Raw genomic sequence first — 25511 nt, 5'->3', positions numbered from 1 at the left:
AACTAGAAGGATTGTGGCAATTCCTAGCTGAAGGTTAGCTGGGTCGAAAGGAGAAACAACCCCCCATGTCAGTCGGTAGAAATGAACTGTGTCCATGTGGCAGCGGTAAGAAATATAAAAAGTGCTGTGGTGTTGTGACGGACATTGCCCATGTACGTATGGCTCGCGAGCAAAAGCTGCGCAAAGAGTTTGCTACTTGGACAGAACGTCTAACCAAGTATGTGGTGCAGCATGTAAACGATATAGAAATAAGTAGAGCTAGAGACCGTTTTGCTGAAGAAACAGGTCTTACTCTAAAAGAGCTGTTCCAACCACGCTGGATGGACCATTTTATGAATTGGTATGTGTTCGATGTGAAAAACGAGGGTGTTTCTGTCCTTGAACATTTCATCGCTCAATACGGTAAACGAATGGATCAAGAGATAAAAGATGGGTTATTGCATCTTCAATTAGGTCTATACGAGATTACATCTGTTACAGAAAATATGACTGTTGTTACTGATTTGTACAGTAATCAGGAACACAATCTAATCTCTTCCCAATCTGTTGTGTTAAAGCCAGGCCAGTTATTGCTCGGTAGATTGATTCCGCTTGGCTTCCGTGATTCTATCTTCTCAGGTAGTCTAATGGTCAGCGCTACTTTAAAGGCAGAATTGCTATCGATAGTGAAAAAGCTGGAGAGTGCTGGGAGAGAAGCTATTTCACTAGCTCTTTACAAGCGTTTAAATGAACAGGGTGTAAGCTATGAGCAGGAGCCTGAGGAAGAGAGTATGGTTCGCTTTGTTTATGAAGGCGTGCATGCTCCTGAAATCAGACGCTTATTAAAAACACACGGGTCTGATCTTGCCCCTGTCAAGTAGACAACTTTAAACAAGCCCCATCTAGGCTACCTGAGTTCGGTATTCTATCGGACTCAGGTTTTTTAATCGAGATTGAAACCGTTGCTGATTATAGAAATTAATGTAACCGTGAAGAGCTTCTTCCACTTCTTTATCTGTTTGAAACGAATGAAGGTACAAACACTCTGTTTTTAAATGCCCAAAGAACCCCTCAATACAGGCGTTATCTAAACAGTTACCTTTTCTAGACATACTTGCTACGATTTTATATTGCTGAAGGAACTGGTTATACTGCTTTGAGGTGTACTGGTATCCTTGATCACTGTGTAGGAGGACTCCGCTTACATCCCGCTTTTTAATCGCTAATTTTACGGTATCCATTACGAGTCGTAAATCATTACGTTTGCTTGTTTTGTAGGCAACAACTTCGTTGTTATACATGTCGTATATGACAGACAGATAAAGACGGCGACCATTAAATAGTATGTAGGTAATATCTGTAGCCCATTTCTCATTTGGCCGTGAGGCGCAAAAATTTCGATTCAGCTTGTTTTCGGAGATGACAACCTTCTCTTTGCGCCCAAAGAATTTTCGTTTTTTACGGATTAGCGCTTGTATCCCAAGTTCCTTCATAATGCGATACACACGTTTATGATTGACTTTTAGCCCGTACCTTCTAAATAACCACACTTTTATTCGGGGATACCCGTAAATACCTTTGACCTCTTGATGACACTCCATGATCATTTCTCTTAATTTTTCATTTACCAATTGTTTTGAGGTGGGGTGTTTCTCACGAGAAAGCCACTTGTAAAAACCACTACGAGATACTTTCGTAATTTTACACAATAAAGTAATAGAATACTTTTTAGACAATTCTTTAATAAGCTCGAAAAAACAGCATTTATCTTTCGGTTTCACCTCTTTTCTAGACCTAGCCACTTTTTTAAGAATTCGTTCTCTGCACGTAATCGAACTATCTCTTCCTCCGTACTCTCTGGCCTTATTCGTGGTCTTCCTCTAAGAGGATTTTTTGTTCTCCCGCGTTTTTCATCTAGTCCCTGTATACCTTCCTTTCTATAATGATCAACCCATCTTCTTAAAATAGAAGGGTCACTAATGCCGAGATCCCTTGTAAGTGTTTTGTACCCTTGTTCACCGCTCAAATAAAGCCGTACGGCTTTTAACTTAAAATCCTTTGAATATGTTTTTCTAATTTCCCCCATAGAAAATTCCCCTCCTAGTTAATACAGTAAGGGGTCTTGCTTCTTACTGTCTACTAAAAGGGGATAATATCAGTCCTTTGAATCAAAAAAGCAAGAAGCTTCTCAAGAGACTTGGGTTTATGCTTCGCAAAAGGATGAGTTCCTGATTCGCTCTTTGGATAGTGCTTTGTTGGAACTTCATGAAATAGCAGCTGAATTGATTTTAGAAAAAAATCGACTAACGATTGAAGGCTATAAACCAGGCGTCGAAAAGGCGAGTGATGCGCTTCAACTAAGTGCTCCCACTGAAGAGATAGCTATTGATCAATTAAGCTCGACAGGAACCAAATTGACGAAGGGTACTTTGTTTATCACGAGTGCGCCTACATTACCACCTAAAGTATTACAATGGGCTATCCAGAGTTACTTTACAGAGAAGTGGTTGCAGACGTCTCAGATGGAGCTTCAGGATGTACCACCATTGCTGGTAGCTGCTTCTGATAAACAAGAGTTAAAAAATATTCTCAATCAAATTCTGGAAAAGCTAGAGCATGAGGAATCGATGGGACAAGGTCTTGCGCGCTTTATGAATATTGAAGTGCTGAAAACCAAACTGTCCATGCCGAATCATCTACATCATGTTGCTAATTTGTTGGACCGTCCGTTAATCGAAGGTCTACCAGAGAGCATTTTTACTGTTCGCCCAGAAGTGCTGGCTGATATTGCGTCTTTCGTAGAGGAAATGACAACAGGAAAATCTGAGCTAACGATGAAAAAATATGATGAGACGATGAATTTGTTCCGTACATTTATTCGTAATGCATTTGGTCCTACTTTTGATTGGAACACATTACGTATTCAGCATGTTGCTTATTTCTTAGCACATGATGTGTTGGAACGTGTAGATACGCCTTCCAAAACATTGGCAACCAATCTGCTTTCTGTATTGACAGCGTTCTTTAAATGGCTAGATAAGAAGCACCAGACTTTATTGTCTACTGATATGCTTACATTGATTGGTCATCTTAAAGAAGATTTACCTGAAGCATACCGTATGCGTACGTTACTATCCAAGGAAGCTAATCATTCTTTGCACCAAGCCACTCTACAACCGCAGGTGGTGCTAGAAGAAATGTTAGCTTATGCTGGACCTGAGCATGTCTTGATGCGTCAAAATGGTGAACAACTATCATTTGTAACAGAACAAGAAATAGTGATGAGCGAGGGTTGGAGTATGTTTGCTATCGCTGGTCTTGTAGAGGATGGTACACTCCGTCTCTATGGTGCTCCAGAGATTTATCCACCTGCCATCACTGATTTGGTGATAGCTGCGACTAAACAAAAAGCGTAATTTACTTTCATCCCGTCTTACTAGTTGAGTGAGACGGGATGTTTTGCTTATGGTCAATTATGAATGGAGAAGGAAGCATACTCACACAATAGAGAAAGCAAGATAAAAGGAGGAGAGCAGATGGCAAAGCAAATCAAAGGTAAAAGCGATAAGTATCATATTCGTCATGGCGGAGATGCGCACCATAGTGGTCAAAATGCAAGGCATGAGAATGAAAGTAAGCCGGTAAAAGGCTTTAGCCAAGCACCTCATGGGATGCAATAGCTCATCTGTAGACTCCAAATAGTATCTCGCTAGCTTCATTTTTCCTGCCCCCTTTCGTTTCTTATTAGCGAAAGGGGTTTCTAATTTCATAGACATTTTTCTACAAAATCCCACATGCTTGTGATATGATAGAGGATGTAGTTTTTAGCAAAAATAGGTGAAAAGCTCTATTTCACTTCCCGAAAACTCAATTTATAATGATGGGAATTGTGAGACAAGAGGCTTGAGTTGTAATGTTGATTGTAACCTTTCGGAGATATTGGCTGTCTTATCAAAGGAACATAGATTGCGAGTGACAAGATTATTTGTCACATAAGGAGACTGATTACATATGCAAGAAACGGTTGCGAACACGAGTAAGCGCACCGCTTCCAAACCGAAGAAACCTAAGAAAAAGAAGACAAAGCTGCGCATAATTCTACTCACCCTATTAGCCTTACTGGTTTTGGGTGGCGGGGCATATGCCTATTATGTGTACCAGACAATCGATAAAGCTATGGATAAAGCAACGGAAGATCCTTATCAAGACGTAACCAGTACATTGCCTGTTGATACGAGCTATAGCTCCAGTAAACCTATCTCTGTTGTAATGTTAGGACGAGATTCGAGGCCAGAGACAGGCTCGGCTAATACCGACGTAATGATTGTGGGAGTTATTGATCCTGATACGAAAAAGGTGACAATGATCTCCATTCCTCGAGATACTCGAGTAAAAATTCCAGGCTACCGCGGATATCATAAGGTGAATGCTGTATTTGCCAACGGAGAGGTTGAGCGCCGTCAGGCAAAAGCAAAGGGTGAGACACCTACTGAAAATGGGATCACCTTAACGAAAAAAACTCTTGAGCAAGTATTAGGCATTCCAATTAACCACTATGTTGAGGTTGATTTTAATGGATTTAAAGCGGTCGTGGATGCGGTAGGTGGAGTGGAAGTCAACATAGATCGTCGACTTGTATACGATGATCCAACTGATAACACCCATATTAACCTTAATCCGGGTCAACAAGTGCTGAATGGGAAGAATGCACTTGATTATGTGCGTCATCGTCACGATAATCGCGGGACCAAGTATTATTCCAACGACTTTGATCGAAACCAACGTCAGCAGGAAGTAATAAAAGCGATTATGAATAAGATGCTATCGATCGAAGGTTTTGCTAAATTGCCTAAAGTGATCGAGACCACTGGCGATCATGTGCACACTGATTTTAGCAAGCAACAAATACTAGGAATTGCAACTGATTTTAAAAGCTTTAACATGGATAATTTTATCGTAGTTGACAGTGGGGCTTTCTGGAGTTCAAGTACAAGCTACACATTGCTACCAACGAGCAAAAAAGATGAGATTCGCCAAGCCCTACAGGCTGCTATGAAACTAGACAGTAGTGAATTGGCTAAAATTGATTACAATGACTCTCCATTTGATAATCAAGTAGTGGAATATGTAAACAATTCCAAATCAAATAAGAAGCAGCAATCAAGTAAACCAAAGGAATCGGTAAACAAAGTCCAATCGGAAGCAAAAGGTTCCGAAACAAACAAAGATGCTACCTTGAATGAGCAACAACAAGGTAACGAACAAGAGCTGCTAGATAATAATGGACAAAACGGTGTAAATGGTTCGGGGAACGATGGCTTGGATAACAATAATGGAAGCTCAGGACAATCAGAGAGTAATTCACCACCAGCTGATATTATTGACGCACCTAATTTCCAGCAAAACACTCCAGCTTCTAACAATGAAATGACACCTCCACCAGTAACTATTACGCCATCTTCAGGTATGAGTTCACCTTCAGTTGGACGGGTAACACTTCCGGAGAGACAGGTGTCTTAAAAGGTTGGACAGCCAACGAGAATAGAGATAGTAGGATATCTATAGCCCCAAAAATATAGTAGCAGGCCAGCTGGAGAACCCCAGCTGGTTTTTTTTGCAGATAAGAATTTATAACTCAGCTTTTTTAGCATAAGTAGACAGGTAATCCTTTATCCTTTATATAACTGGGAAGGTTGCTCATCAACAGTATAGTAAGGGTCTGCGTGTATATGAGGACAAACTCTCGGACTTTCGCTAAAGTAAAAAATAACCGTCAGAGTAAGTCCTGCCCGTTATTCTTAGTTGCAGGCTTTTGGATTTATAAAAATTTTCCAAATAAATTGTTGCAAAGGGAAAGGGGCTAGTTACCAAAGAGTAAAAACATGATAAAATAAAAGGAACAATCAGAATATTTATAGTGGTATATGTTATGTATGAATGACATTGGCTGTAAGGGAAAGGGGAGATAGGTATGACACTTTTTTTGGTGAATACGGGCCTTGTTCTTTTATTCTTGTATTTTATCAGTCATCAGAACGAAGATGAAATCCTGTATGATGAAAATTATTTCCTCGAACACCCTTCTGCGTTGGAAGAATATCAACAAATGCCAATTGAATTTCAGAATGCCTTCTTCCGTAAGCATAAGGAGTGGCTAAAAGAAAAGTATATGCTTGGAGATAGTTACCTGCTTGGATACTGTCCAAATAAAGATGTCAGGCGGATATGGCTGTCGGAATTTCTCAATAAAAAGGACTGCCATCCGACATCATGAATAAGAAAGCAATCTGTCCCCTTTTTTATGAAAGCGGTTTCTTTGTGTGTAACTTTACGGCTTCCTCGGATTTCAGTATGATGGATGAAGTGCATCATGAGGAGGAAGAAAACAATGTTAGATATATTGGTAGCAAAAGTAGATGAGGAACTTTCAGCCTACGGTGTAACCACAGAGGTATTGCTAAAAACAGAGCGCTCTATTTTAGAAGGGGAAGAGTACCACGAAGTAGAGATGAGATTTATGGAAGATGAAACAAGAGAAGGTGCTCCGGTCGCTGTTATTCATTTATTTCCGCTTGAAGAAGCAAATATGTGTGAAATTGAAGTAGAGGTTACTTATCCTGTAGAGGGACGAGATACCAATGCTTTGTGGCAAGCTGCTCAAGCAATTGTGCCAGAGATCGCCATCACAAGTAAAAAGCGCATGCTATCGCCAGATCAGGACTCACAGGTGGAGTGGATTGCTGATTTTCATTTTATGCTTCCGTTACATCCAATGGATGAGAAGGTTGAGTGGGAAACAGTAATTACAAACATGGCAGCACATATAGGAAAATTGGTTCGTATTAGTTATTAATCTGCTAAAGGCAAAAGGCTCTCAATCGAGAGCCTTTTCTTTAACCATAATTCCAGTTTTTTCTTCATAAATTTTAAATAAAGCAGCCATATCCTCCAGTGGATATTTTTCGCAAGCTTGTTGGTACATTTGTTCAGCCAACTTATTGATAGGCATGTCCAACTCGTAGGCTTTTGCTAATTCTCCAGCAATACGCATGTCTTTATATAACAATTGATTACTAAAGCGTGCATCAAAATCACGTTGGTGTACCAATGGAACGATACGATGCAGCATTTTGCTATCACCTGTACTTGCTGATAGAACCTCATACAACTGAGTTGTATCAACCCCTGCTTTGGTAGCCAAAATGAAGGTTTCTGCTAAAGCAGCCGTATGTACACCAATAATGTAGTTATTCATCAGCTTAGCAATACTACCATTACCGATTTTTCCTAAGTAAAACAAATTTGTTCCGAGTGCTTCAAATACTGGTTTAGCTCGCTCATAATCGTTTTCTAAGCCACCACACATGATAGCTAGAGTTCCGGCAGTAGCCCCCATAGGACCGCCACTGATAGGAGCATCCATGTAAGATCCACCTTTTTGTGTGATAGCATCAAACACACGTTGATTTAATAATGGGCTTATTGTTGAGTGATCAATAACCAGTGTTCCCGTCAGATCGGCGCTTAGAATGCCATTTTCTCCAAAATAAACTTCCTCAATTGTAGAGGGAAGAGGTAAGCAGGTAAGTAAAATATCTACCTTTTCCGCTAGATCAGCAGGATTTTTAGCTTCAACGGCGCCTAGAGAAACAGCTTTGTCTATAGGACCACGACTTCTCGAAACAACATGCACAGAAAATCCAGCCTTTAGTAAATTTTGTACCATAGGTAGTCCCATCGTACCTAGTCCAATAAATCCAATCGTATCCAGTGTAATCTCCTCCAATTTTACATTACTAATGCTTACGCTTACGCTTACGTTTTATTATAACAGGGCAAACAAACATAGTCAGAAAAAAAGGAATTTTTGAAGTCTGTAGAGAAATGAGTGAACATTCATTCAAAAATAGAAAGCGGGGATTTCGGATGCTATCGCATATTTTCCAACCGATTCAAATTGCTACACTAAAGCTGCCTAATCGTGTCATTATGGGTTCCATGCATGTGGGATTGGAAGCATTAGATCATGGATACGAGCGTCTTACTGCCTTTTATGTAGAGCGTGCAAGAGGGGAAGCAGGCTTAATTGTTACGGGAGGGGCCGCAGTCCTACCAGAAGGAGGTGGCGGAGCAGGCTTTACGAACATTTATGCAGATGAGCATATTCAGCCACTTTATAACATGACCCGTGCAGTCCATGAAGCTGGTGGAAGGATTGCACTACAGCTGTTCCATGCGGGACGCTATGCTTATAAGGAAATGACAGGTCTCGATCCTGTAGCTCCATCTCCATTACAAGCACCAATTAATCGAACTGCCCCTCTTGAAATGAATGAAGAATTAATTTTACATACCATTCAAGCTTTTGCAGAGGCAGCGCGTCGAGCAAAGGAAGCAGGGTTTGACGCTGTTGAAATCATGGGCTCGGAAGGCTATTTAATTAATCAATTTTTATCACCTGTGACCAATCAGCGTTCAGATGGATGGGGAGGAGACTTTGAACGACGTGCACGATTTGGACTGGAGGTAGCTAGGCAGGTTAGGAAAGCTGCTGGTCCTGGGTATCCTGTTATCTTTCGAATGTCTGGACTTGATGTCATGCCGAACAGCACAACGCTAGAAGAAACTGTTCAATTTGCTGTACGACTGGAGGAACTAGGTATCGACGCCTTAAATATTGGCATTGGCTGGCATGAGTCGCAGGTGCCAACCATTTCAATGATGGTTCCTCGTGCTTCCTATGTCTGGGTAGCAAAGGAGATTAAAGAGGCAGTTGGCATTCCGGTTATTGCTAGTAATCGTATAAACGATGTTCGTTTGGCTAATCAAATCGTTGCAGAGGGACATAGTGATCTTGTTTCCATGGCTCGTCCATTTTTGGCAGACCCTTATATTGTAGCTAAGAGCAGAGCTGGGCGTTTTGCTGAGGTTAACACATGCATCGCCTGTAATCAGGCTTGTCTCGACCATATTTTTGAAGGAAAGACGGCTTCTTGTTTAGTTAATCCATTAGCAGGGCGTGAATGGGACATCAGTATTACACCAGCTGAAAAGATCAAGAAAGTGGCAGTTATCGGAGCAGGTCCAGCTGGGATGGAAGCGGCGCGTGTGCTGGCATTACGCGGGCATGACGTGTCATTATGGGAGAAGAATAATCGATTGGGTGGTCAACTTAATTTTGCCAGTCAGGTACCTGGGAAGAGTGAGTTTAAGGAGACGCTCCGTTACTATGAGAATGAGTTACGTAGGCTTGGGGTACAGGTGCATCTGGGGGAGGAGGCAACCAGTGATAAACTTGTCACCGAAGGGGTGAGTGAAGTCGTTCTAGCTACTGGAGTAACACCACGATCACCTGAGCTTCCAGGAATAGAGTTACCACATGTCGTAAGCTATGCTGATGTTTTTACAGGAAAGGTACCAGTGGGTCAACAGGTAGTGATCATTGGGGCAGGGGGAATTGCCTGCGATTTATCACATTTACTGGTAACGAACACCACCCTGTCAGCAGAATCAGGCCAATACTTGGCGGAGTATGGAATCGTGTCTGCCAAATCATATGTTAGCATGCAACATAACAAGCGTTCTATCACACTTTTACGCCGTGGCAAACATGTTGGAACCGGATTAGGTAAAACCACTCGTTGGGCTGTTCTATCGTTATTAAAGAGGCATGGAGTAATGATGAAAACAGAAATTGAGTACAAAGAAATTCTACCAGATGGTGTGCGTATTATAGAGAAAGAACAAGAAGTATTTATTCCGGCTGACACTGTAATTATTGCAGCTGGAAGCACACCTAATCGGATACTTGTGGATTCTTTGCCACCTGATATGAAAGTTCATCTGATTGGTGGAGCTAAAGAAGCAGGGGAATTGGATGCAAAACGAGCAATATGGGAGGGCATGAGCGTGGGGAGAGAAGTGTAGTGTTTAAAAAGCTGGCGCATGACAGGAGCTTTTAGTGCTACATGAAGTCATGCTTTACTTTTTTCCATCACATAGAATCACAGAATTGAAGTGCTCGAACGAAAATATTTCAAAAAACCTCTCACCCACTTTTATTAATTACTGTGGGTAGAGAGGCTTTTTAGATGATAAGAAGGGAATAAACTTTTCTCTTTATGAAATGTAAATTGAATAGTCGTCCCCTGCCCAAGCTCACTTTCCACCTGAATTTCTCCTCCATGTGCCAATGCTAACTCTTTTGCAATTGCCATGCCTAATCCAGTTCCTTGGGCCAATCCTTCTGTATTCGTTCCCCGATAGTAGCGTTCGAATAATTGTTGGGTAACTTCGGGTTCCATTCCTGTACCACAATCGCGGATCGTTAACGCGAAGCCCTCTGCATCCAGACCATCCGTTTCACATGCTGACAAGCAAATTTCAATTGGTGTACCTACAGGATTATGCAGGATGGCATTTGCAATCACATTATCAACCATCCGCTGAAAGGCGTACGAGTCTACAGGATAATGAATGGTTTTTAAGGCTGGTTGAAAGGTAAGAGCTGCCTCTTGAAATGGAGGATGATTCAAAAAGGAAATAATAGACCGTCGAACAAGCTCATTAATATCCTGAGATGTAAAAGTAAGCGAATAAGCTCCATTTTTTAAACGATAGGTCATGCTCAAATCATTTATTAATGCATCCATATAAGCAGATTTTTCGCTCATAATAGAGCCAAAATCCTGAATTTCTTCCGGTGTCCATTCATAGGTTGTATTCTCCAGCATCTTGGAATATCCCAGTATCGAGGAAAGAGGAGTCTTTAGGTCATGTGAGACACCCGCTATCCATTCCTCACGAGTTTTCTCTAGTTGATTTCGAATTTCGTTGTTACGTTGTAAGCATTCAACAAGATGATGCATAGACAGCATAACTTCCTGATAGATGCGATAGTTACGTTTATAGCTACCGGATTTGGTGAGACTTTTAGGTAACCCATTCCTATCTTGGGGTTCCTCCCATGTTCCTTTCGCGATCTGCTTCAGCCATTCTAATAAATGTAGCATAGGTGTTCCAAACCGATGTCCATACCAAAGAGACAATAATAAAAATAAGGTAATGATAGCGATTAGCAGGACAATGATAGTGACACCAGCAATCTGATCCTCGGATGAAAGGGAAATCAAGCTTGTAGGCTCACCTGAAGCAGTGGTAGGTACATGGAGAATCCAGGTTTGTTCCGTTTTATCATCATAGGTGGTGAAAAGATGTTCTTGATAGCGGGCTGGATACTGTACCCGCAGCGTTAATTCTTGCACAGAATAGTGGTTTAGGGCATTAGGTGGTTTCGATAAGGAAGCAATTTCTGTCCCGTTTGCATCTAGGATTTGAACCCACATATTCCGTTGAATTATTTCCTGTTCTAAGGAGGGTGGGATAGATAATCTGTCTGATTGCAGGGTTGCAGCTTTGCTAATTTGTTTAATTAGTTCTGCCTCCCTGTATTTAACCCCATATAAAAGTGTGTAGGTTATACCATCTTTAGGTTCAATCCAAATGTACAGAGAGTAAGGAAACTGCTTTTCACCGCTCCAAATCGCATGAATTTCTCCAGGTTTATAGTGAGTTGGCACATCAGGAGGGGTCAAGTAGTTGGAGGTTACTACTCCGTTTTCATCAATGGTTTGCAACCAACCTCCTGTTCTTTTCACCAGAGCCAGCATGTCAGGGTCAAAAATAATATTCCCGTTCTCTAAGCGTAGTGTGGTTACTAAATTGGATAAACCTGCACGAGTAAAATCTCGGTTCATCTCTAGCTCATTGATTTTGGAGCGCATAAAAGAAAAAGCAACAGTGACTAAGCCAATCGAGATTAATGAGGCGACCAATAATAAGGAAATGAATTGAAGGATAAGTCGATTCTTCATATTCATACTGACTTGGCCCCGTGCTGAAGTAGCTTGTAACCCAGTCCTCTAATAGTAATTAGATAGATTGGATTACTTGGAATTGGTTCAATTCGTTCACGAATCCGATGAATATGTACCATTACCGTATTGTCATCAGAAAACGAATCGTGTCCCCAAACGTGTTCATAAAGCTGTTGCTTGCTAAAAATCCGATTAGGATTCTGGCATAAAAATAGCAAGAGCTGATAAACCTGAGCGGGGAAATCGACAACCTTGTTGGCTACTCTCACTTCTCCAGCTTGTTCATCTAACTGAAAATGGCCAAAATTATAGATTGTAGTCGGAATGATTGGCACTGGCTCACGTTCTGTTGATTGTAAATAACGACGGAGATGGGCTTTTATACGGGCGACCACTTCTAAAGGATGAAAGGGTTTGGTAATGTAATCGTCTGCACCCACCGCAAAGCCAGACAGTTTATCTAAATCCGTATGCTTTGCTGTTAGAAATAGTATGGGGGCATTGGTATGTAATCGTAGTAATGGACATATCTCTATTCCGCTTTTTCCAGGCAACATGACATCCAATAGGATAAGATCATAGGTTTTAATCTGACAGGCATTCAAGGCATCTTCGGCTGAGGTTGCCACATCCACATCCTCAAACCCTTCTTTAGAGAGAACGGTTGTTAGCATTTTACCGATGGCTAGCTCATCGTCCACCACCAAAAGTTGTGCATGAAGCATGCACCATTCCTCCTTTATGTATGTATCCTTTCCCAAATGCTTCTAGGGTTTATCATACCATGATTCTGAAGGGATTTTAGACACTCGATCTTAACTCAGTCTTAACGAATAAAGGAGGGAAGTAGGAGGACAGGGGTACAAAGTAAGCTACTCGTAAGGCAGAGTTTCGTGAGTTGTAATGTTATTTTGATATGGTTATAGAGAAAATTTCGAGAGGGGTTTATTCATGAAACGATCTATTTGCCAACCTATTCTTTTAGTAGTTGTGGTGGGGATAAGTCTCACTGCTTGCGAACAACAGATGGTTAATCAGTCTGGGAAAGAACAAGTAGTGCAAAAAAAGGAGATTGGAAGCACTATGCAGCCCATCGAGCCCAAGCAATTAGGTGATGTATTTTTACACGAAGAGTATGAGCGGATCCATGCACAAATGTCTCAGGAATTTCAGCAGCAAGTAAGCCTAGAGCAGCTAAAACAAATTGCCCATCCTTTTCAGGAAGGAATAACAGGCTATACTTTACAGGCTACTGTACCGATAGGTGATGGACAACAGCAATATCTGTGGCTTGATCAAAGTGGGACAAAGGGATTAAGTTCTATATTTGACCAACAACAAAAAATTGGGGGGCTTCAAATTATGCCGCTCAAAACTTTTCCACAGACGGATCAAACCTTCACCAAAAATGTCTATTCTCCCCCTCTCAAACAGGATTGGTTTGTCTTCTGGGGAGGGACCAATGAATTATTTAACTATCACTATGATTATGAAAGTCAACGCTATGCCTACGATTTGGTTATCATGAAGCAAGGAAAGTCCCATCAGGGTGACCCTACTAAGAATGAGAGCTACTATGCTTACGGGCAGGAGGTAAGTGCTGCGGCAGACGGAAAGGTAGTCAAGGTGGAAAACGAAATCCCTGATAATGACCCAGTTGGCACGACGAATAAAACACAACTGCTCGGTAATCATGTGATTATTGACCATGGGAATGGCGAGTACAGTGTCACTGCACATTTAAAAACAGGATCTCTTACAGTAAAAGTAGGAGATCAGGTAAAACGAGGCGAGGTCATCGGCCTGTGTGGAAATTCAGGTAATTCTAGTGAGGCACATATTCATTTTCAAGTCTCTAACTCACCTGAGGTTATGGAGAATAAGTCAGTTCGTATTAAATGGGAAGGGAATGTCAACCCGATACGTGGCGAGATCATGAAGAAGGGCTCATAGAATTTTACGTGAAAGCTGTCGAGATACCTCGGCAGCTTTTTTTGCCGGGACATCATAGATTTACATTGGTTTATCAGAGAACCAACAAAATGAACTATAAATAACATTTTAATTTTGATTGCAAGAAATAAAGAAAACGTAGCAAGAAGCATGAGTATAAAGCTTCTTGCTACGTTTTTTTCTACACAGATAGGGATTTATTAGCTTCTATTATAAATCGAGTAAGCGAAGTGATAGACACTGTCTACATTAGAATTCAGCTTCGTTGATCCACTTGCTACTACAAGCGGAATCACATCATAATAGTGTATAAATGAGTAGAGGTAGTGGGTGTTCTGACCGATAGCTGGACCAATTCCGTTAACAGCGATACTAAAATTACCATTCGCATCAGCTGTTCCTGTACCTGAATAGACTGTATTATTCAGACGCGTCACGACATAAACCGTAATGGGAACGTTATAAGCAGGGTAACCATTGGCATCGAATGCTTTTCCATGTACGGTAATATTATTTTTAATTCTCCATTTTTTTCCCTGTGAATAATCGACTAATCCTTCCACACCTCCATCTGAGTTAATGCTACTGATGACAACAGAGCTAGCTACTGATTGGTCTTTTACACTTAACGTATAGGTCTGAGAATCACTATAGCCTGATGAAGAGAGAACACGGACAAAATAGTCACCTTTAGGGAAATTAATGAGATACTGTTTGTTTTGATCGAGGCTAGCAAGTACATTTGCTGCTGCATCTAATATATCTGCACGATAAACGGTACCTGGAATTTGATTGTTTAAAGTGACAGAGATTGATTTTGGTTCTAGTACGTGGAAGTAGCTCCAATCTTCATCGAATGGGTTATCAATGGTTTGGGTATTGGTAAAGGTGGTGGATTCTTTCTCATGAGCGAGCCATGCGTTGTCATCGGGTTCAGAGGTGTCGTAGGTAGTGGAGTGTTTAACTACGAGAGCAAATGTATTAGCTGTATCAAAGCCTTGAACTGAGTTTACGGCTATGTAGTAATAGCCTTCAGGGGCGATGCGGGCAACCTGTTCGTTTTTCCCCGCTTGATAGGAGGAGATAATTTCTTCTTCAAGTTTCATCGTATTTTCATTTAATTTAAAGAAATGCAGATCATAATTGACGTCAGTGGAGCGAACCGTTTGAAGGAAAACGGTTAATTTTCCAGGCTTAGTATTATAGAAAGCATACCATCTAATTTCGCCTTCCTTATTGATGGTACCCGAGTGAATGGAATCGATCGTGATTGGCTTCGCGTTATTTGCGTCCGTATTTTCTGCTTCAGTTTCGGCAGTAGCGGATTTTTTCTTTTTGGCGGTTGACAGAGTGTCATCAATGTCGACAGTCTTTTCTTCAGGCTCAAGTAGGTCTTCTGCACCTTCTTCAACAACTAGCTTATCTCCTAGAGGTTTTCCTAGCTTTTCTGAGCCTAAATCTACTTCTTTAATAAGGGACTTGTCTTGCTTTTTCTTTGTCTCTTGCTCTTTCACATGTTCTTTCTCTTCTACTACTTCTTTGGCAAAACTTACATTACTAAAAGCGGTTGTAAAGAGAATAGCGACCGATAATAACACTTTTTTTAACATATAAATAATAAACCTCCCTTTGTGATGAAATTAACATCTTGAATACTATATTATCAATAAATTACATAATATTCCATTCTTATTTATTACATTTTTTTGAATTTAATATAAAAATTTAATTGTGGATTTATCCTAATAGATTAGTTTCTACTATTACAAACTAGGTAAGATGTGGTAAAACTAGAGAAGAACGGAGGAGAATGAGATGCATTCCATGATTGTAAGCAAGATTGAAAGTCAGTTAAGTAGCTTTACGCAGGCAGAGAAAAAAGTAGCAAGCTATATTGTGAATCATGCCGAATTAATTCCAACCATGACAACAAAACAAATTTCCAAACAATCGGGGGCAAGCGAAGCGAGTGTCGTTCGGTTTTGTAAATCAATTGGGATGAGTAGCTTTCAGGCGTTTAAGTTGGCACTAGTTCGGGATTTAACCCGCTCAGATATGAATATGAGCGACTTCTCCATCATTAAAAAGCAGGATGAGCCATATGAATTGTTTCAAAAAGTCCAGTATCACAATAAGACTGCGATTGAGGAAATATCAACTTCTCTCGATAAAAGGGAATTAGAAAAAGCCATAGAGGCCATTTTACAGACGAAAAGCGTCGTCTTTTATGGTGTAGGTGGTTCTTCAGTGGTGTCTTTGGATGGTTGTCATAAGTTTAGAAAAATCGGCTATTATTCTGAGATGACCACCGATTTTCATATGATGCTTCCGGTAGTGTCCAATATGAAAAAAGGGGAAGTATTGATTGCTATTTCCGTAAGTGGTAATACAAAAGAGGTACTGGAAATTGTACGTTTTGCTAAAAAGAAACAAGTGATTGTGATCGCTATTACCAATTTAACGAAGTCTCTTTTGTATAAAGAAGCTGATATTAAACTATGTACGCCAAACATTGAACAGGATTTTCGAGTAGGTAGTTTTGCTTCCAGAATCATGCATTTAACGATTGTGGATGCCTTATATGTCAGCGTGTTTAATCAAATAGGAGAAACGGTAATTGAGCACTTTAATGAAATTCGTGAAGAGGTATTAAAGTCTAGCAGGTAGGAAGGGAGACTAGATGCGCGGATGCTTGCCTTTATGCTGCATCCTTGCTCTTTTGCCTACCTATTTTTTTGTTCAATAATGAAATGTTGATTCATAAATTAAATAAAATAATTGACGTTTTATTTCAAAGTGGTAAAATGAAAGCGGAAACAAAATAGGAGTAGAAGGTGAGCGCATGCTGGAGAAATTGGTAACAGAGACACGTAATAATAGAACGATGAATTTGGACCAGATGACGATCCTAAACGTATTGCAAATCATGAATGAAGAAGATCAAAAGGTACCACTCGCCATTGCAGCTGAACTGGAACAGATCGAAAGAGCCATTCAGCTAGTGATCCGATCCTTTAAACAAGGTGGGCGACTCATTTATATAGGGGCTGGTACCAGCGGGCGATTAGGAATCCTAGATGCAGTGGAATGCCCTCCTACTTTTGGTACTGATTTTGAGATGGTACAAGGATTGATTGCTGGGGGCAAAGAGGCTTTTGTCGTTGCGGTGGAAGGTGCCGAGGATAATGCTGAGCTTGCTAAAAATGATTTGCAAGCCATTGGATTAACTGACAAAGACACCGTTATCGGGATTGCTGCCAGCGGACGTACACCTTATGTTATCGGCGCTCTTCAGTATGCGAGCAGTGTAGGAGCCAGCACGGCCAGCCTCGCTTGCAATAAGGGTGCGGAAATTAGTCATTTTGCTCATGTAGCAATCGAGGTAGTTCCGGGTCCTGAAATCTTGACTGGTTCCACTCGACTAAAGGCGGGAACAGCACAGAAGCTCGTGTTAAATATGATCTCTACCTGTTCGATGATTGGTGTTGGCAAAGTGTATAAAAACCTGATGGTAGATGTTCAGCCAACTAATCTAAAGCTGGTGGAACGTTCCAAACGGATTATCATGCAGGCTACAGAGGTCAGTTACGAGCACGCTTCCCAATTCTATGAAAAGGCTAACAAGAATGTAAAAGCAGCAATCGTGATGATTTTAGCTGGATGTGAGTATGAAGAAGCGCTAGAGCGCTTGCAAAAGTATGAAGGATTTGTCCAGCATGCCCTACAGCAACCGTCAGAATAGTGACGCAAGTAGAAATACAACCATTATAAACAAATCGATTCGACAACATGCATAGTGGGGTGTAACACTAAAGGCAGGTACTAAGCAGCTATCGAAAAGTATTCCGATATCATCAGGTTTGTATATAAACCTAACTGCTGGTATCCAAGGGCTTCCCCCGCTCTTGTAGCAAGTGCTTTATCCATCAAAGGTTACAAAAAACTTTCATACATGCAAAAGGAGGAATCATAATGAAGGTATTATTCGTATGTTCCGCAGGGATGTCCAGTGCTATTGTGGTAAACGCTCTTAAAAAAGAGGCAGATAAGCATGGGGTAGAGATGGAAGTGAAGGCTGTCAGTACACAAGAATTTGCTGAGGAAGTGAAAAATGGCTGGAATGTAGCCATGGTAGCTCCTCAGGTACGTCACCGTTTTGATCAGTTAAAACAAGAAGCGGATGTAGCGGGAGTGCCGTGCGAACTGATTCCACCTCAAGGCTACACACCACTTGGTGGAGCAACATTATTTAAAAAAGTACAAGAAGTAGCAAAGTAATCAGACACCTAGAACATTTCTTGTAAAGAGGATGTACGCAGGAGTAAAGGGGGAAGTAAGACATGGACGCTTTTGTGCAATTTCTAGATAAACACTTGTCAGGTCCTATTGCTCGTATCGCTGAACAACGACATTTACGTGCAATCCGCGACGGGGTTATCTCCGCTTTACCATTTATTATCGTAGGTAGTTTCTTCTTAATCATCGCTTTTCCACCGTTGCCACAAGATTGGGCAATTACCATGTGGGCAAAAGAGAATGCAGGTCAAATTCTAATTCCTTATCGTTTGACGATGTTTATCATGTCGCTCTACATTTCATTTGGGATCGGGCATAATCTAGCGAAGAGCTATAATCTTGATCCGTTGGCCGGTTCACAATTAGCAATCATGGCATTTCTAATGACGATTGCGCCTAAAGTGATGGATGGTGTAGGTTTTGTTCTTCCTATGACCAATCTAGGCGGACACGGCTTGTTCGTAGCGATGCTAGCTTCTATTTTTGCCGTAGAGGTGCTGCGTTTCTGTAAACAGCGCAATTTAATGATAAAACTTCCAGATCAGGTACCACCTTCCTTGCTACGTTCCTTTGAAGCCTTGATTCCAGTAGCAGTAGTACTTCTGGTCATGACAATCATTACTGTTGTCTTCAAAATTGATTTACATGGACTTGTTGATAAAATTATTGCACCGCTAGTTAAAGCAGGAGATAGCTTACCAGGTATTTTAATCCCAGTCATTTTAATTACTTTCTTCTGGGCATTTGGTATCCATGGAGTTTCCATTGTAGGTACGATTGCCCGTCCACTATGGGAAGTGTATTTGGCCAAAAATGCTGAGGCCGTTGCCGCAGGTCAAGCGATTCCGCACGTGGCACCTGAAACCTTCTTTCAATGGTTTATCTGGGTTGGGGGATCTGGTGCGACACTTGGTCTCGTCCTATGCATGCTGTTGTTTGCCAAATCAAACTATCACAAGACATTAGGGAAAACTGTCATTGTACCAGGGATCTTCAATATTAACGAACCAGTTATTTTCGGGATGCCAATTGTGTTAAATCCAGTGCTGATTATACCTTTCGTTATTGTTCCCGTTATTACAGCCTCCTTGTCGTATTATGCTACTGTGCTCGGGTTGGTGAATCCGACCTACATCATGGTACCGTGGACACTGCCAGCACCAATTGGAGCTTATCTGGCAACTGGTGGGGACTGGAGAGCCATTATACTGGTCGTAATTAATATCCTAATTTCATTCCTTGTCTACATTCCATTCTTTAAAATGTATGACAAAAAAGTAGTGGAACAAGAAAGAGAAGCTGAGGAAACAGCAACAATCTAAACATGATGTAAGATAAAGAGAGGAGGGACGTGGAGCAAAGGGAGCTTATGGCATTCTTTGTCCACGTCTCTTTTGTTTTAGTAGCATACATGAGGAATAAGTAACTAGGGTTCTACGACATATAGGGGAGGAATGGACAATGGAAGAGAGCAACAAGCTTATGAAATTTCGTTGGAAAAGCGCCTTTTTCTTTTTTACGTTTGTTGTGGGTTTAAATTTGCTACTCACCCCGCTCCTGACGTGGTTGGGACTATCCCAACGAGCAAGTCTGTTTCTAGTAAATAGCTTGGCTGGAGGCATAGGAGTTAGCATGGTCATGCTCTACTTTGAAGGCAAATATAAAAGTCGTAAGCAGGCCATCACATTTATCATCGGTTCATTGGTGGTTTGTACGGCGGCTAGTTATTATCTCGTTTACTTGTATTAAGATTACCAATATTTCCTCAAAAGACTAGAAATCTACGAAAAAGTATAGGAGAAATGGGACAGAGAGGAGAAACTAAGATGAATAAAAAAGGGATTAAAATTGTAACGATCGGTGGCGGCTCTAGCTATACTCCGGAGTTGGTGGAAGGTTTTATTAAGAGATATGCTGAAATGCCAATCCGTGAATTATGGCTGGTAGATATTGAAGAGGGACGAGAGAAGCTACACATTGTGGGTGAATTAGCCAAACGCATGGTCAAAAAAGCGGAAGTACCGATGGAGATTCATCTAACGTTGGATCGCAGGGAAGCTCTACGGGATGCTGATTATGTTACGACACAGATGCGGGTTGGATTACTGGAAGCGCGGATTAAGGATGAACGGATTCCATTAATGCATAACATGATTGGCCAGGAAACAAATGGAGCAGGTGGATTATTTAAAGGATTGCGTACGATACCTGTGCTGTTACAAATCGCCGAGGATATGCAAGAGCTTTGTCCGAATGCGTGGCTAATTAACTTTACCAATCCGGCTGGTATGGTAACAGAAGCCTTATTGCGTTATGGTAAGCATTCTAAAGTCATTGGTATTTGTAACGTACCTATTACCACAAAGATGACGATAGCAAAGATGCTTGATATTGATGTAGGACGACTTCATATTGATTTTGCTGGACTTAATCATCTTGTATATGGACTTCGGGCTACTGTTGATGGAAAGGATGTAACCGAGCAGGTCTTGCACATGTTGGCTGACCCGGAAAAACAATTATCTATGCGTAATATTGCTCCAATGCCTTGGGAACCAGCTTTCTTGCAAGCATTAGGAGTGATCCCATGCCCATATCACCGTTACTACTATAAAACACAAGATATTTTAGTAGAGGAATTAAAAGCATTCGCATCAGGAACCACGCGAGCAGAGGTAGTAAAACGGTTGGAAGACGACCTATTTGAGCTATATCGGGATGAACATCTACAAATAAAACCTCCACAATTGGAAAAACGAGGTGGTGCGTATTATAGTGATGCCGCATGTAGCCTTATTTCCTCTTTGTATAATGGAACAAATGATATTCAGACATTAAATGTTAGAAACAATGGAACCATTCAGGGGATTCCTAATGATTCGGCTGTAGAAGTGAATTGTATCGTTACGAAGGAAGGCCCAAAACCAATCACAGTAGGCGAGTTACCTACAGCTATTAATGGACTTGTTCAACAGATTAAATCGTTTGAACGAGTAGGAGCAGAGGCGGCTGTGACTGGTTCCTATGAGAAAGCATTGTTGGCATTAACTATTAATCCTCTAGTGCCAAGTGATGAAAAAGCTAAGGCTGTTCTAGATGATTTGTTAGAGGTACATCGTGATTATCTGCCTCAATTTTATAAAGAGGAGCAAGCTTGATATGGCCTACGTGATCGGACTTATGTCAGGTACGTCTTTGGATGGCATTGATGTAGCCCTGGTCGATATTCATGGAAAGGGTTATGACTCACAGGTTAAGCTACTTGATTTCATGACACTTCCATTTGCTCAGTCTGTGCGCGAGGAGATTGTGGATAGCTTGTCACTTGATCGCTCGAACGTACAGTTAATTTGTAGTCTTAACTTTAAACTGGGAGAATTATTTGCTGATGCCGTAGAAGCCATTTGTAGGCGGAATCAGCTTGACTTTACCAGTGTTTCTGTCATTGGTTCCCATGGTCAGACGATCTATCATCAGCCCCAGTCAAATGGACAGTATGTAGCATCCACTTTGCAGATCGGTGAACCTGCAATAATTGCCTATCGTACCAACACAACTGTCATTTCCAATTTTCGCACCATGGACATGGCTGCTGGAGGACAAGGAGCTCCTCTTGTACCTTACACTGAGCTGATCATGTACCGAGATCAGGAGAAGTCGCGGCTGTTGCAAAACATTGGTGGGATTGGTAATGTAACCGTCATTCCTAAAGCAGCTCAGTTACATGATGTGTATGCCTTTGACACAGGTCCAGGTAACATGATTATTGATGAGATATGTCGAGTATGCTTCGGTACAGCTTATGATAAGGATGGGGCATGGGCGGCTAAAGGAGTTGTGAATGAGGCGTTGCTTGAACAGTGTATGAGCATCGATTATATGCAGCTAGCACCACCTAAATCTACAGGTAGAGAGCTATTTGGGAAGCAGTTTGTAGAGAGGATCATACGAGAAAATACCCATCTATCCCCATACGATTTACTTGCTACCATGACGATGTTTACAGCTAGCTCCATTGCTTATCATTACAAGAAATTTATCTTTCCCACATTACAGGTGGATGAGGTGATTATTGGAGGTGGCGGTAGCTATAACAAAACGCTACTCTCCATGTTACAACAACAGCTGGGGAATACGTGCAAAGTTATCACACAGGAAGATGTCGGATTGTCATCCGAGGCTAAGGAAGCAGTTGCATTTGCGTTGTTGGCCCATGAAACATTACACCGCCTGCCAAGCAATGTACCAACTGCAACAGGGGCCCGGGAACCTGTTATTTTGGGGAACGTAACGTATCCTCCGAGAAGAGTGTAAAGAATAGCAAGTAGGATATGAATAGGAGTGGATCAAGATGCAAAACGAAATGAACAACGAAATCAATAACAATGAAACAGCCATTTTCGAAATTATCGTCCACAGTGGAAATGCTCGTGGTCTTGCTTTTGAAGCCTTGTCAGCAGCCGAAGAGTACAACTTTGATCAAGCGGCTGAGTTGATGAAGCAGGCACAGGAAGAATTAACACTTGCTCACCACACACAAACAGAGTTAATTCAAGCTGAATTAAACGGAACACCTGCGGAGAAGACATTATTAATGATTCATGCACAAGACCATCTTATGACCTCAATGAGTGAGCAAAAGCTAATTGAGCATATGATTCGTATTTTACAAAAAGTAAAAGCAGAGACTTCAAAATAGACAAGGGAGGGTTTGGTATGCATCAGCTAGGTATCTCTATTTACCCTGAACATAGTACAGTCGAGAAGGACAAAGCGTATATCGCACTAGCCCATCGGTATGGTTTCACACGGATTTTTACTTGCCTATTGTCTGTTGAGGGTGATGCTGAGACAATCGTGCAGGAATTTAGGGAAACCATTGATTATGCTAATAGTCTAGGTATGCAAGTCATCGTAGATATAGCACCGCGTGTTTTTGGTAAACTGGGCATTTCCTATGATGATCTATCCTTTTTCCATCGTCTAGGTGCTTATGGCATTCGTCTTGATATGGGATTTACTGGTCATGAAGAAGCGATGATGACCTATAATCCATATGGGCTAAAAATTGAGTTAAATATGAGCAGTGGAACGAAATACATTGATAATATCATGACCTACCAGCCTCAAGTAGATAATATTTTGGGCTCACATAACTTTTATCCTCATCGGTATGCAGGTTTATCATTGAAGCATTTTGAAGCTTGTAGCAGACAATTTAAAGAAAAAGGAATTCGAACAGCGGCGTTTGTTACTTCGCAGGCAGCTACGTTTGGACCATGGCCCGTGACTGAGGGGCTTTGCTCACTGGAAATGCACCGTACGCTCCCTATTAGTACACAGGTTAAACACCTGTATTCAATGGGGCTGATTGACGATATCATTATCGCAAATGCTTATGCGTCAGAGTCTGAGCTGCGTGAAGTAAGTGAAGTGAATCCTAATAAATTAACATTTAGGGTCGAACTACATGAGAGTATTACATCTCTTGAGAAAAAGATTGTATTAGAAGAGCCACATTTTTATCGTGGGGACGTTTCCGATTACCTGATTCGTTCCACACAGTCTCGCGTGAAATATAAGCAAGAGGATTTCCCACCATCAAACACACCACACATTCGCCGTGGAGATGTACTGGTGGAAAATAATCTATATGGACAGTACAAAGGAGAACTACAATTAGCTTTGCAGGATATGGAGAATTCAGGTAAAACAAATGTGGTTGGTCGTATTGCTGAAGAAGAAATTTTCTTGTTGGATCAATTACAGCCATGGGGTAAGTTTGCGTTTGTGGAAAAAGCGTAAATAAGGTGAGTGAAGAAATTGGCCTATATCATCGGAGTTGATGGCGGCGGAACGAAAACAATAGCAGTAGCCTACAATTTTCAAGGCACAGAGCTTGCTAGGGCAGAGAGCGGATACGGTAATGTCCTGGTGCATACAGAGACAGCTATCTCTCATATGATCCAAGCCATTGAACAATGCCAGAGTGCAATTGATGATGATAGTGAATGTGTCTATTTATTTTTGGGGCTAGCCGGAATTGAGGGCGGAACACATCGGGAAGTAGTAGAAACAAGTCTACAAGAGCGTTTTGGGATACCCCTCACGATCACAAATGATGCTCGAATTGCCCATGCGGCCTGCTTGCAAGGGAAAGACGGTATATTGACTATAGCAGGTACGGGAGCGGTAGCGCTTGGCGTGCACAAAGGTCAAAGCTTGATGACGGGAGGATGGGGGCATCTACTAGGTGATGAAGGTAGTGGATATTGGATTGGAATTGAAGCTCTACGTCAGTTGATCCTAGAGGAAGAGTGTGGACTTGAATACAGTTCATTAGGCCAGGTGCTGGTCGAAAATTTGAAGATCCAAAAGGCAGCACAGATGAAAGGCTTTGTCTATTCTTCTTCAAAGGATAAAATCGCAGCCCTAACTCCATTAGTTGTGAGAGAAGCGGAAGCTGGTGAGCCGAATGCGCAACGAATTCTACGGATGGCAGGAAAATATTTGGCCCAAATGACGATTCGTTTGTATCATAAATCCAAGTTTGAAGCACCTGTTTCCATTGCTCTAAAGGGTAGTGTATTGACCAAGATTACCATTGTCCAAAAGGCGTTTTACAAAGAAGTAAAAAAATTGATACCAGACGCCGTATTTGTTATAGACGAGGTTTGTTCTTCTAAAGGGGCTTATTATTTGGCAATGCAAGCAATGAGTGAGCAGTGAGCAAAACAGATAGAGCATCAGAGCAAAACGGCCACGTAGGATAGAACAAAATAAACAATCCATAATCAAGTTTATCAGGAGTAGTAGAAAGGAATTTGTCCTTCTATCGCTCCTTTTTTATTTCCATTGTCTCATATTTCAGTTCTAATTCATTAGCTATATGTGAAAATACCCAAGAAATTAGCTAAAGATGTATCTTAAATAGTGTATTTTACCCACTAAAATTAGTATAATATAAAATTTTTGTAATATTATTGAAATTTTCAGAACTATCTGTCACAATAACGATATTGATAGATTTTACTCCTATCATGTAAGTCTAGTTATAAGGAGGGTGAATGATGAAAAAAGTAGTAAAAGTAGAACTCTCGGATAACAAAAATGTAAAGCAAATGAAAGATTTAATGTGGCGTGTAGTTGTTGATGTTTGTTTGTAATGTAGTACTTTTTTTAAAAAGTAAAATTATCTTTCAACGTAAAGGAGAGTTTTTACTGTGAAAAAAGTTGTAAAAATTACGGTCAACAATGAAAAAGTAGCTGAACTTAAAGTGTTGCATCATCCAATTATCACCATGGTTTGTAAATATTAATGTTAAAGGCAAGAGCACGTATTTTATGACGCGTGCTCTTGTTTTCTTATCGGAAGAAGGCATTTCTATCAATCGAAGAAGGGATAGG

Annotated in this window: 24 protein-coding genes; 18 read left to right on the top strand and 6 right to left on the bottom strand. The window is 41.1% G+C overall.

The features are described 5' to 3' along the window. Nucleotides 1-65: 65 nt before the first annotated feature. Nucleotides 66-860 carry an SEC-C metal-binding domain-containing protein gene (locus BrL25_RS04925; RefSeq protein ID WP_018671735.1) on the top strand — a complete coding sequence of 265 codons (795 nt, stop codon included), beginning with the start codon at nucleotides 66-68 and terminating at the stop codon, nucleotides 858-860. Between the two features lie 21 nt (nucleotides 861-881). On the opposite strand, the gene BrL25_RS04920 is transcribed toward BrL25_RS04925, so the two are convergent. Further along, nucleotides 882-1760, bottom strand: coding sequence for an IS3 family transposase (locus BrL25_RS04920; protein ID WP_236848055.1), 879 nt, complete (start codon nucleotides 1758-1760; stop codon nucleotides 882-884). Beyond that, nucleotides 1757-2065, bottom strand: a complete 309-nt coding sequence (locus BrL25_RS04915; protein ID WP_099327224.1) for a transposase — start codon at nucleotides 2063-2065, stop codon at nucleotides 1757-1759. The genes BrL25_RS04920 and BrL25_RS04915 overlap by 4 nt, the downstream gene beginning before the upstream one ends. Nucleotides 2066-2234: 169 nt before the next feature. Here BrL25_RS04915 and BrL25_RS04910 point away from each other — a divergent pair, with 169 nt between their 5' ends. The 5 genes from BrL25_RS04910 to BrL25_RS04895 all read left to right on the top strand — a co-directional run bounded on the left by BrL25_RS04910 (nucleotide 2235) and on the right by BrL25_RS04895 (nucleotide 6832). Then, nucleotides 2235-3395 (top strand): site-specific integrase, encoded by a 1161-nt coding sequence (locus BrL25_RS04910; protein ID WP_236848092.1) that lies wholly within the window; start codon nucleotides 2235-2237, stop codon nucleotides 3393-3395. A gap of 120 nt (nucleotides 3396-3515) precedes the next feature. After that, nucleotides 3516-3659, top strand: coding sequence for a hypothetical protein (locus tag BrL25_RS25110; RefSeq protein ID WP_018673193.1), 144 nt, complete (start codon nucleotides 3516-3518; stop codon nucleotides 3657-3659). Nucleotides 3660-3990: 331 nt separating this feature from the next. Further along, nucleotides 3991-5499 (top strand): LCP family protein, encoded by a 1509-nt coding sequence (locus BrL25_RS04905; protein ID WP_018673192.1) that lies wholly within the window; start codon nucleotides 3991-3993, stop codon nucleotides 5497-5499. A 451-nt stretch (nucleotides 5500-5950) separates the two neighbouring features. Beyond that, nucleotides 5951-6253, top strand: a complete 303-nt coding sequence (locus BrL25_RS04900; RefSeq protein WP_018673191.1) for a hypothetical protein — start codon at nucleotides 5951-5953, stop codon at nucleotides 6251-6253. 114 nt (nucleotides 6254-6367) lie between these two features. Next, entirely contained in the window at nucleotides 6368-6832 is a 465-nt protein-coding gene (locus BrL25_RS04895) for a hypothetical protein (RefSeq protein ID WP_018673190.1), read from the top strand. Between the two features lie 21 nt (nucleotides 6833-6853). Here BrL25_RS04895 and BrL25_RS04890 read toward each other — a convergent pair whose 3' ends face one another. Beyond that, complete coding sequence (locus BrL25_RS04890) at nucleotides 6854-7765, bottom strand: NAD(P)-dependent oxidoreductase (RefSeq protein WP_018673189.1); 912 nt, start codon at nucleotides 7763-7765, stop codon at nucleotides 6854-6856. Between the two features lie 140 nt (nucleotides 7766-7905). Between BrL25_RS04890 and BrL25_RS04885 the strand changes: the two genes are divergently transcribed. Next, a complete protein-coding gene (locus tag BrL25_RS04885; RefSeq protein ID WP_018673188.1) occupies nucleotides 7906-9906 on the top strand; it encodes an oxidoreductase in 2001 nt (666 codons plus the stop codon). Between the two features lie 134 nt (nucleotides 9907-10040). On the opposite strand, the gene BrL25_RS04880 is transcribed toward BrL25_RS04885, so the two are convergent. Both BrL25_RS04880 and BrL25_RS04875 read right to left on the bottom strand, forming a co-directional pair. Next, nucleotides 10041-11858, bottom strand: coding sequence for a sensor histidine kinase (locus tag BrL25_RS04880; RefSeq protein WP_018673187.1), 1818 nt, complete (start codon nucleotides 11856-11858; stop codon nucleotides 10041-10043). Beyond that, entirely contained in the window at nucleotides 11855-12580 is a 726-nt protein-coding gene (locus BrL25_RS04875) for a response regulator transcription factor (RefSeq protein ID WP_018673186.1), read from the bottom strand. The genes BrL25_RS04880 and BrL25_RS04875 overlap by 4 nt, the downstream gene beginning before the upstream one ends. 226 nt (nucleotides 12581-12806) lie before the next feature. Between BrL25_RS04875 and BrL25_RS04870 the strand changes: the two genes are divergently transcribed. Then, entirely contained in the window at nucleotides 12807-13808 is a 1002-nt protein-coding gene (locus BrL25_RS04870) for a M23 family metallopeptidase (protein ID WP_018673185.1), read from the top strand. A gap of 200 nt (nucleotides 13809-14008) precedes the next feature. On the opposite strand, the gene BrL25_RS04865 is transcribed toward BrL25_RS04870, so the two are convergent. Next, nucleotides 14009-15418 carry a hypothetical protein gene (locus BrL25_RS04865; RefSeq protein WP_018673184.1) on the bottom strand — a complete coding sequence of 470 codons (1410 nt, stop codon included), beginning with the start codon at nucleotides 15416-15418 and terminating at the stop codon, nucleotides 14009-14011. Between the two features lie 205 nt (nucleotides 15419-15623). On the opposite strand from BrL25_RS04865, the gene BrL25_RS04860 reads away from it, so the two are divergent. From BrL25_RS04860 to BrL25_RS04815, 10 genes are all read left to right on the top strand, one after another. Continuing rightward, on the top strand, nucleotides 15624-16475 hold the full coding sequence (locus tag BrL25_RS04860; RefSeq protein ID WP_018673183.1) for a MurR/RpiR family transcriptional regulator: 852 nt from the start codon (nucleotides 15624-15626) through the stop codon (nucleotides 16473-16475). A 175-nt stretch (nucleotides 16476-16650) separates the two neighbouring features. Further along, nucleotides 16651-17550, top strand: coding sequence for an N-acetylmuramic acid 6-phosphate etherase (murQ, locus tag BrL25_RS04855; protein WP_018673182.1), 900 nt, complete (start codon nucleotides 16651-16653; stop codon nucleotides 17548-17550). A gap of 230 nt (nucleotides 17551-17780) precedes the next feature. Beyond that, nucleotides 17781-18086, top strand: a complete 306-nt coding sequence (locus tag BrL25_RS04850) for a PTS sugar transporter subunit IIB (protein WP_018673181.1) — start codon at nucleotides 17781-17783, stop codon at nucleotides 18084-18086. A gap of 62 nt (nucleotides 18087-18148) precedes the next feature. Further along, the gene (locus tag BrL25_RS04845; protein WP_018673180.1) at nucleotides 18149-19426 is read left to right on the top strand and encodes a PTS sugar transporter subunit IIC; all 1278 of its coding nucleotides are present in this window, start codon (nucleotides 18149-18151) and stop codon (nucleotides 19424-19426) included. 139 nt (nucleotides 19427-19565) lie between these two features. Beyond that, nucleotides 19566-19853, top strand: a complete 288-nt coding sequence (locus BrL25_RS04840; RefSeq protein ID WP_018673179.1) for a hypothetical protein — start codon at nucleotides 19566-19568, stop codon at nucleotides 19851-19853. 77 nt (nucleotides 19854-19930) lie between these two features. Further along, complete coding sequence (locus tag BrL25_RS04835) at nucleotides 19931-21262, top strand: 6-phospho-beta-glucosidase (protein WP_018673178.1); 1332 nt, start codon at nucleotides 19931-19933, stop codon at nucleotides 21260-21262. Between the two features lies 1 nt (nucleotide 21263). Beyond that, the gene (gene anmK / locus BrL25_RS04830; RefSeq protein ID WP_018673177.1) at nucleotides 21264-22418 is read left to right on the top strand and encodes an anhydro-N-acetylmuramic acid kinase AnmK; all 1155 of its coding nucleotides are present in this window, start codon (nucleotides 21264-21266) and stop codon (nucleotides 22416-22418) included. 49 nt (nucleotides 22419-22467) lie between these two features. Then, nucleotides 22468-22803: a PTS lactose/cellobiose transporter subunit IIA gene (locus BrL25_RS04825; protein ID WP_026315292.1), complete on the top strand. Its 336-nt coding sequence runs from the start codon at nucleotides 22468-22470 to the stop codon at nucleotides 22801-22803. Between the two features lie 17 nt (nucleotides 22804-22820). Continuing rightward, nucleotides 22821-23909, top strand: a complete 1089-nt coding sequence (locus BrL25_RS04820; protein ID WP_018673175.1) for a DUF871 domain-containing protein — start codon at nucleotides 22821-22823, stop codon at nucleotides 23907-23909. A gap of 9 nt (nucleotides 23910-23918) precedes the next feature. Then, complete coding sequence (locus tag BrL25_RS04815; RefSeq protein ID WP_236847818.1) at nucleotides 23919-24833, top strand: BadF/BadG/BcrA/BcrD ATPase family protein; 915 nt, start codon at nucleotides 23919-23921, stop codon at nucleotides 24831-24833. The last annotated feature ends 678 nt before the right edge of the window (nucleotides 24834-25511 follow it).

The organism is Brevibacillus laterosporus DSM 25, from assembly GCF_002706795.1.
Taxonomy (GTDB): domain Bacteria; phylum Bacillota; class Bacilli; order Brevibacillales; family Brevibacillaceae; genus Brevibacillus_B; species Brevibacillus_B laterosporus.
The sequence above is the reverse complement of the archived record's forward strand: the minus strand, read 5'-3'. Positions and strand labels throughout refer to the sequence as shown.

What these genes read in the sequence shown, in the direction of transcription:
- murQ (WP_018673182.1), top strand. Translation starts at nt 16,651, where the DNA reads ATGCTGGAGAAATTGGTAACAGAGACACGTAATAATAGAACGATGAAT.
- BrL25_RS04925 (WP_018671735.1), top strand. Translation starts at nt 66, where the DNA reads ATGTCAGTCGGTAGAAATGAACTGTGTCCATGTGGCAGCGGTAAGAAA.
- BrL25_RS04860 (WP_018673183.1), top strand. Translation starts at nt 15,624, where the DNA reads ATGCATTCCATGATTGTAAGCAAGATTGAAAGTCAGTTAAGTAGCTTT.
- BrL25_RS04885 (WP_018673188.1), top strand. Translation starts at nt 7,906, where the DNA reads ATGCTATCGCATATTTTCCAACCGATTCAAATTGCTACACTAAAGCTG.
- BrL25_RS04825 (WP_026315292.1), top strand. Translation starts at nt 22,468, where the DNA reads ATGAACAACGAAATCAATAACAATGAAACAGCCATTTTCGAAATTATC.
- anmK (WP_018673177.1), top strand. Translation starts at nt 21,264, where the DNA reads ATGGCCTACGTGATCGGACTTATGTCAGGTACGTCTTTGGATGGCATT.
- BrL25_RS04870 (WP_018673185.1), top strand. Translation starts at nt 12,807, where the DNA reads ATGAAACGATCTATTTGCCAACCTATTCTTTTAGTAGTTGTGGTGGGG.
- BrL25_RS04840 (WP_018673179.1), top strand. Translation starts at nt 19,566, where the DNA reads ATGGAAGAGAGCAACAAGCTTATGAAATTTCGTTGGAAAAGCGCCTTT.
- BrL25_RS04820 (WP_018673175.1), top strand. Translation starts at nt 22,821, where the DNA reads ATGCATCAGCTAGGTATCTCTATTTACCCTGAACATAGTACAGTCGAG.
- BrL25_RS04850 (WP_018673181.1), top strand. Translation starts at nt 17,781, where the DNA reads ATGAAGGTATTATTCGTATGTTCCGCAGGGATGTCCAGTGCTATTGTG.
- BrL25_RS04900 (WP_018673191.1), top strand. Translation starts at nt 5,951, where the DNA reads ATGACACTTTTTTTGGTGAATACGGGCCTTGTTCTTTTATTCTTGTAT.
- BrL25_RS04865 (WP_018673184.1), bottom strand. Translation starts at nt 15,418, where the DNA reads ATGTTAAAAAAAGTGTTATTATCGGTCGCTATTCTCTTTACAACCGCT.
- BrL25_RS04880 (WP_018673187.1), bottom strand. Translation starts at nt 11,858, where the DNA reads ATGAATATGAAGAATCGACTTATCCTTCAATTCATTTCCTTATTATTG.
- BrL25_RS04905 (WP_018673192.1), top strand. Translation starts at nt 3,991, where the DNA reads ATGCAAGAAACGGTTGCGAACACGAGTAAGCGCACCGCTTCCAAACCG.
- BrL25_RS04835 (WP_018673178.1), top strand. Translation starts at nt 19,931, where the DNA reads ATGAATAAAAAAGGGATTAAAATTGTAACGATCGGTGGCGGCTCTAGC.
- BrL25_RS04915 (WP_099327224.1), bottom strand. Translation starts at nt 2,065, where the DNA reads ATGGGGGAAATTAGAAAAACATATTCAAAGGATTTTAAGTTAAAAGCC.
- BrL25_RS25110 (WP_018673193.1), top strand. Translation starts at nt 3,516, where the DNA reads ATGGCAAAGCAAATCAAAGGTAAAAGCGATAAGTATCATATTCGTCAT.
- BrL25_RS04875 (WP_018673186.1), bottom strand. Translation starts at nt 12,580, where the DNA reads ATGCTTCATGCACAACTTTTGGTGGTGGACGATGAGCTAGCCATCGGT.
- BrL25_RS04895 (WP_018673190.1), top strand. Translation starts at nt 6,368, where the DNA reads ATGTTAGATATATTGGTAGCAAAAGTAGATGAGGAACTTTCAGCCTAC.
- BrL25_RS04845 (WP_018673180.1), top strand. Translation starts at nt 18,149, where the DNA reads ATGGACGCTTTTGTGCAATTTCTAGATAAACACTTGTCAGGTCCTATT.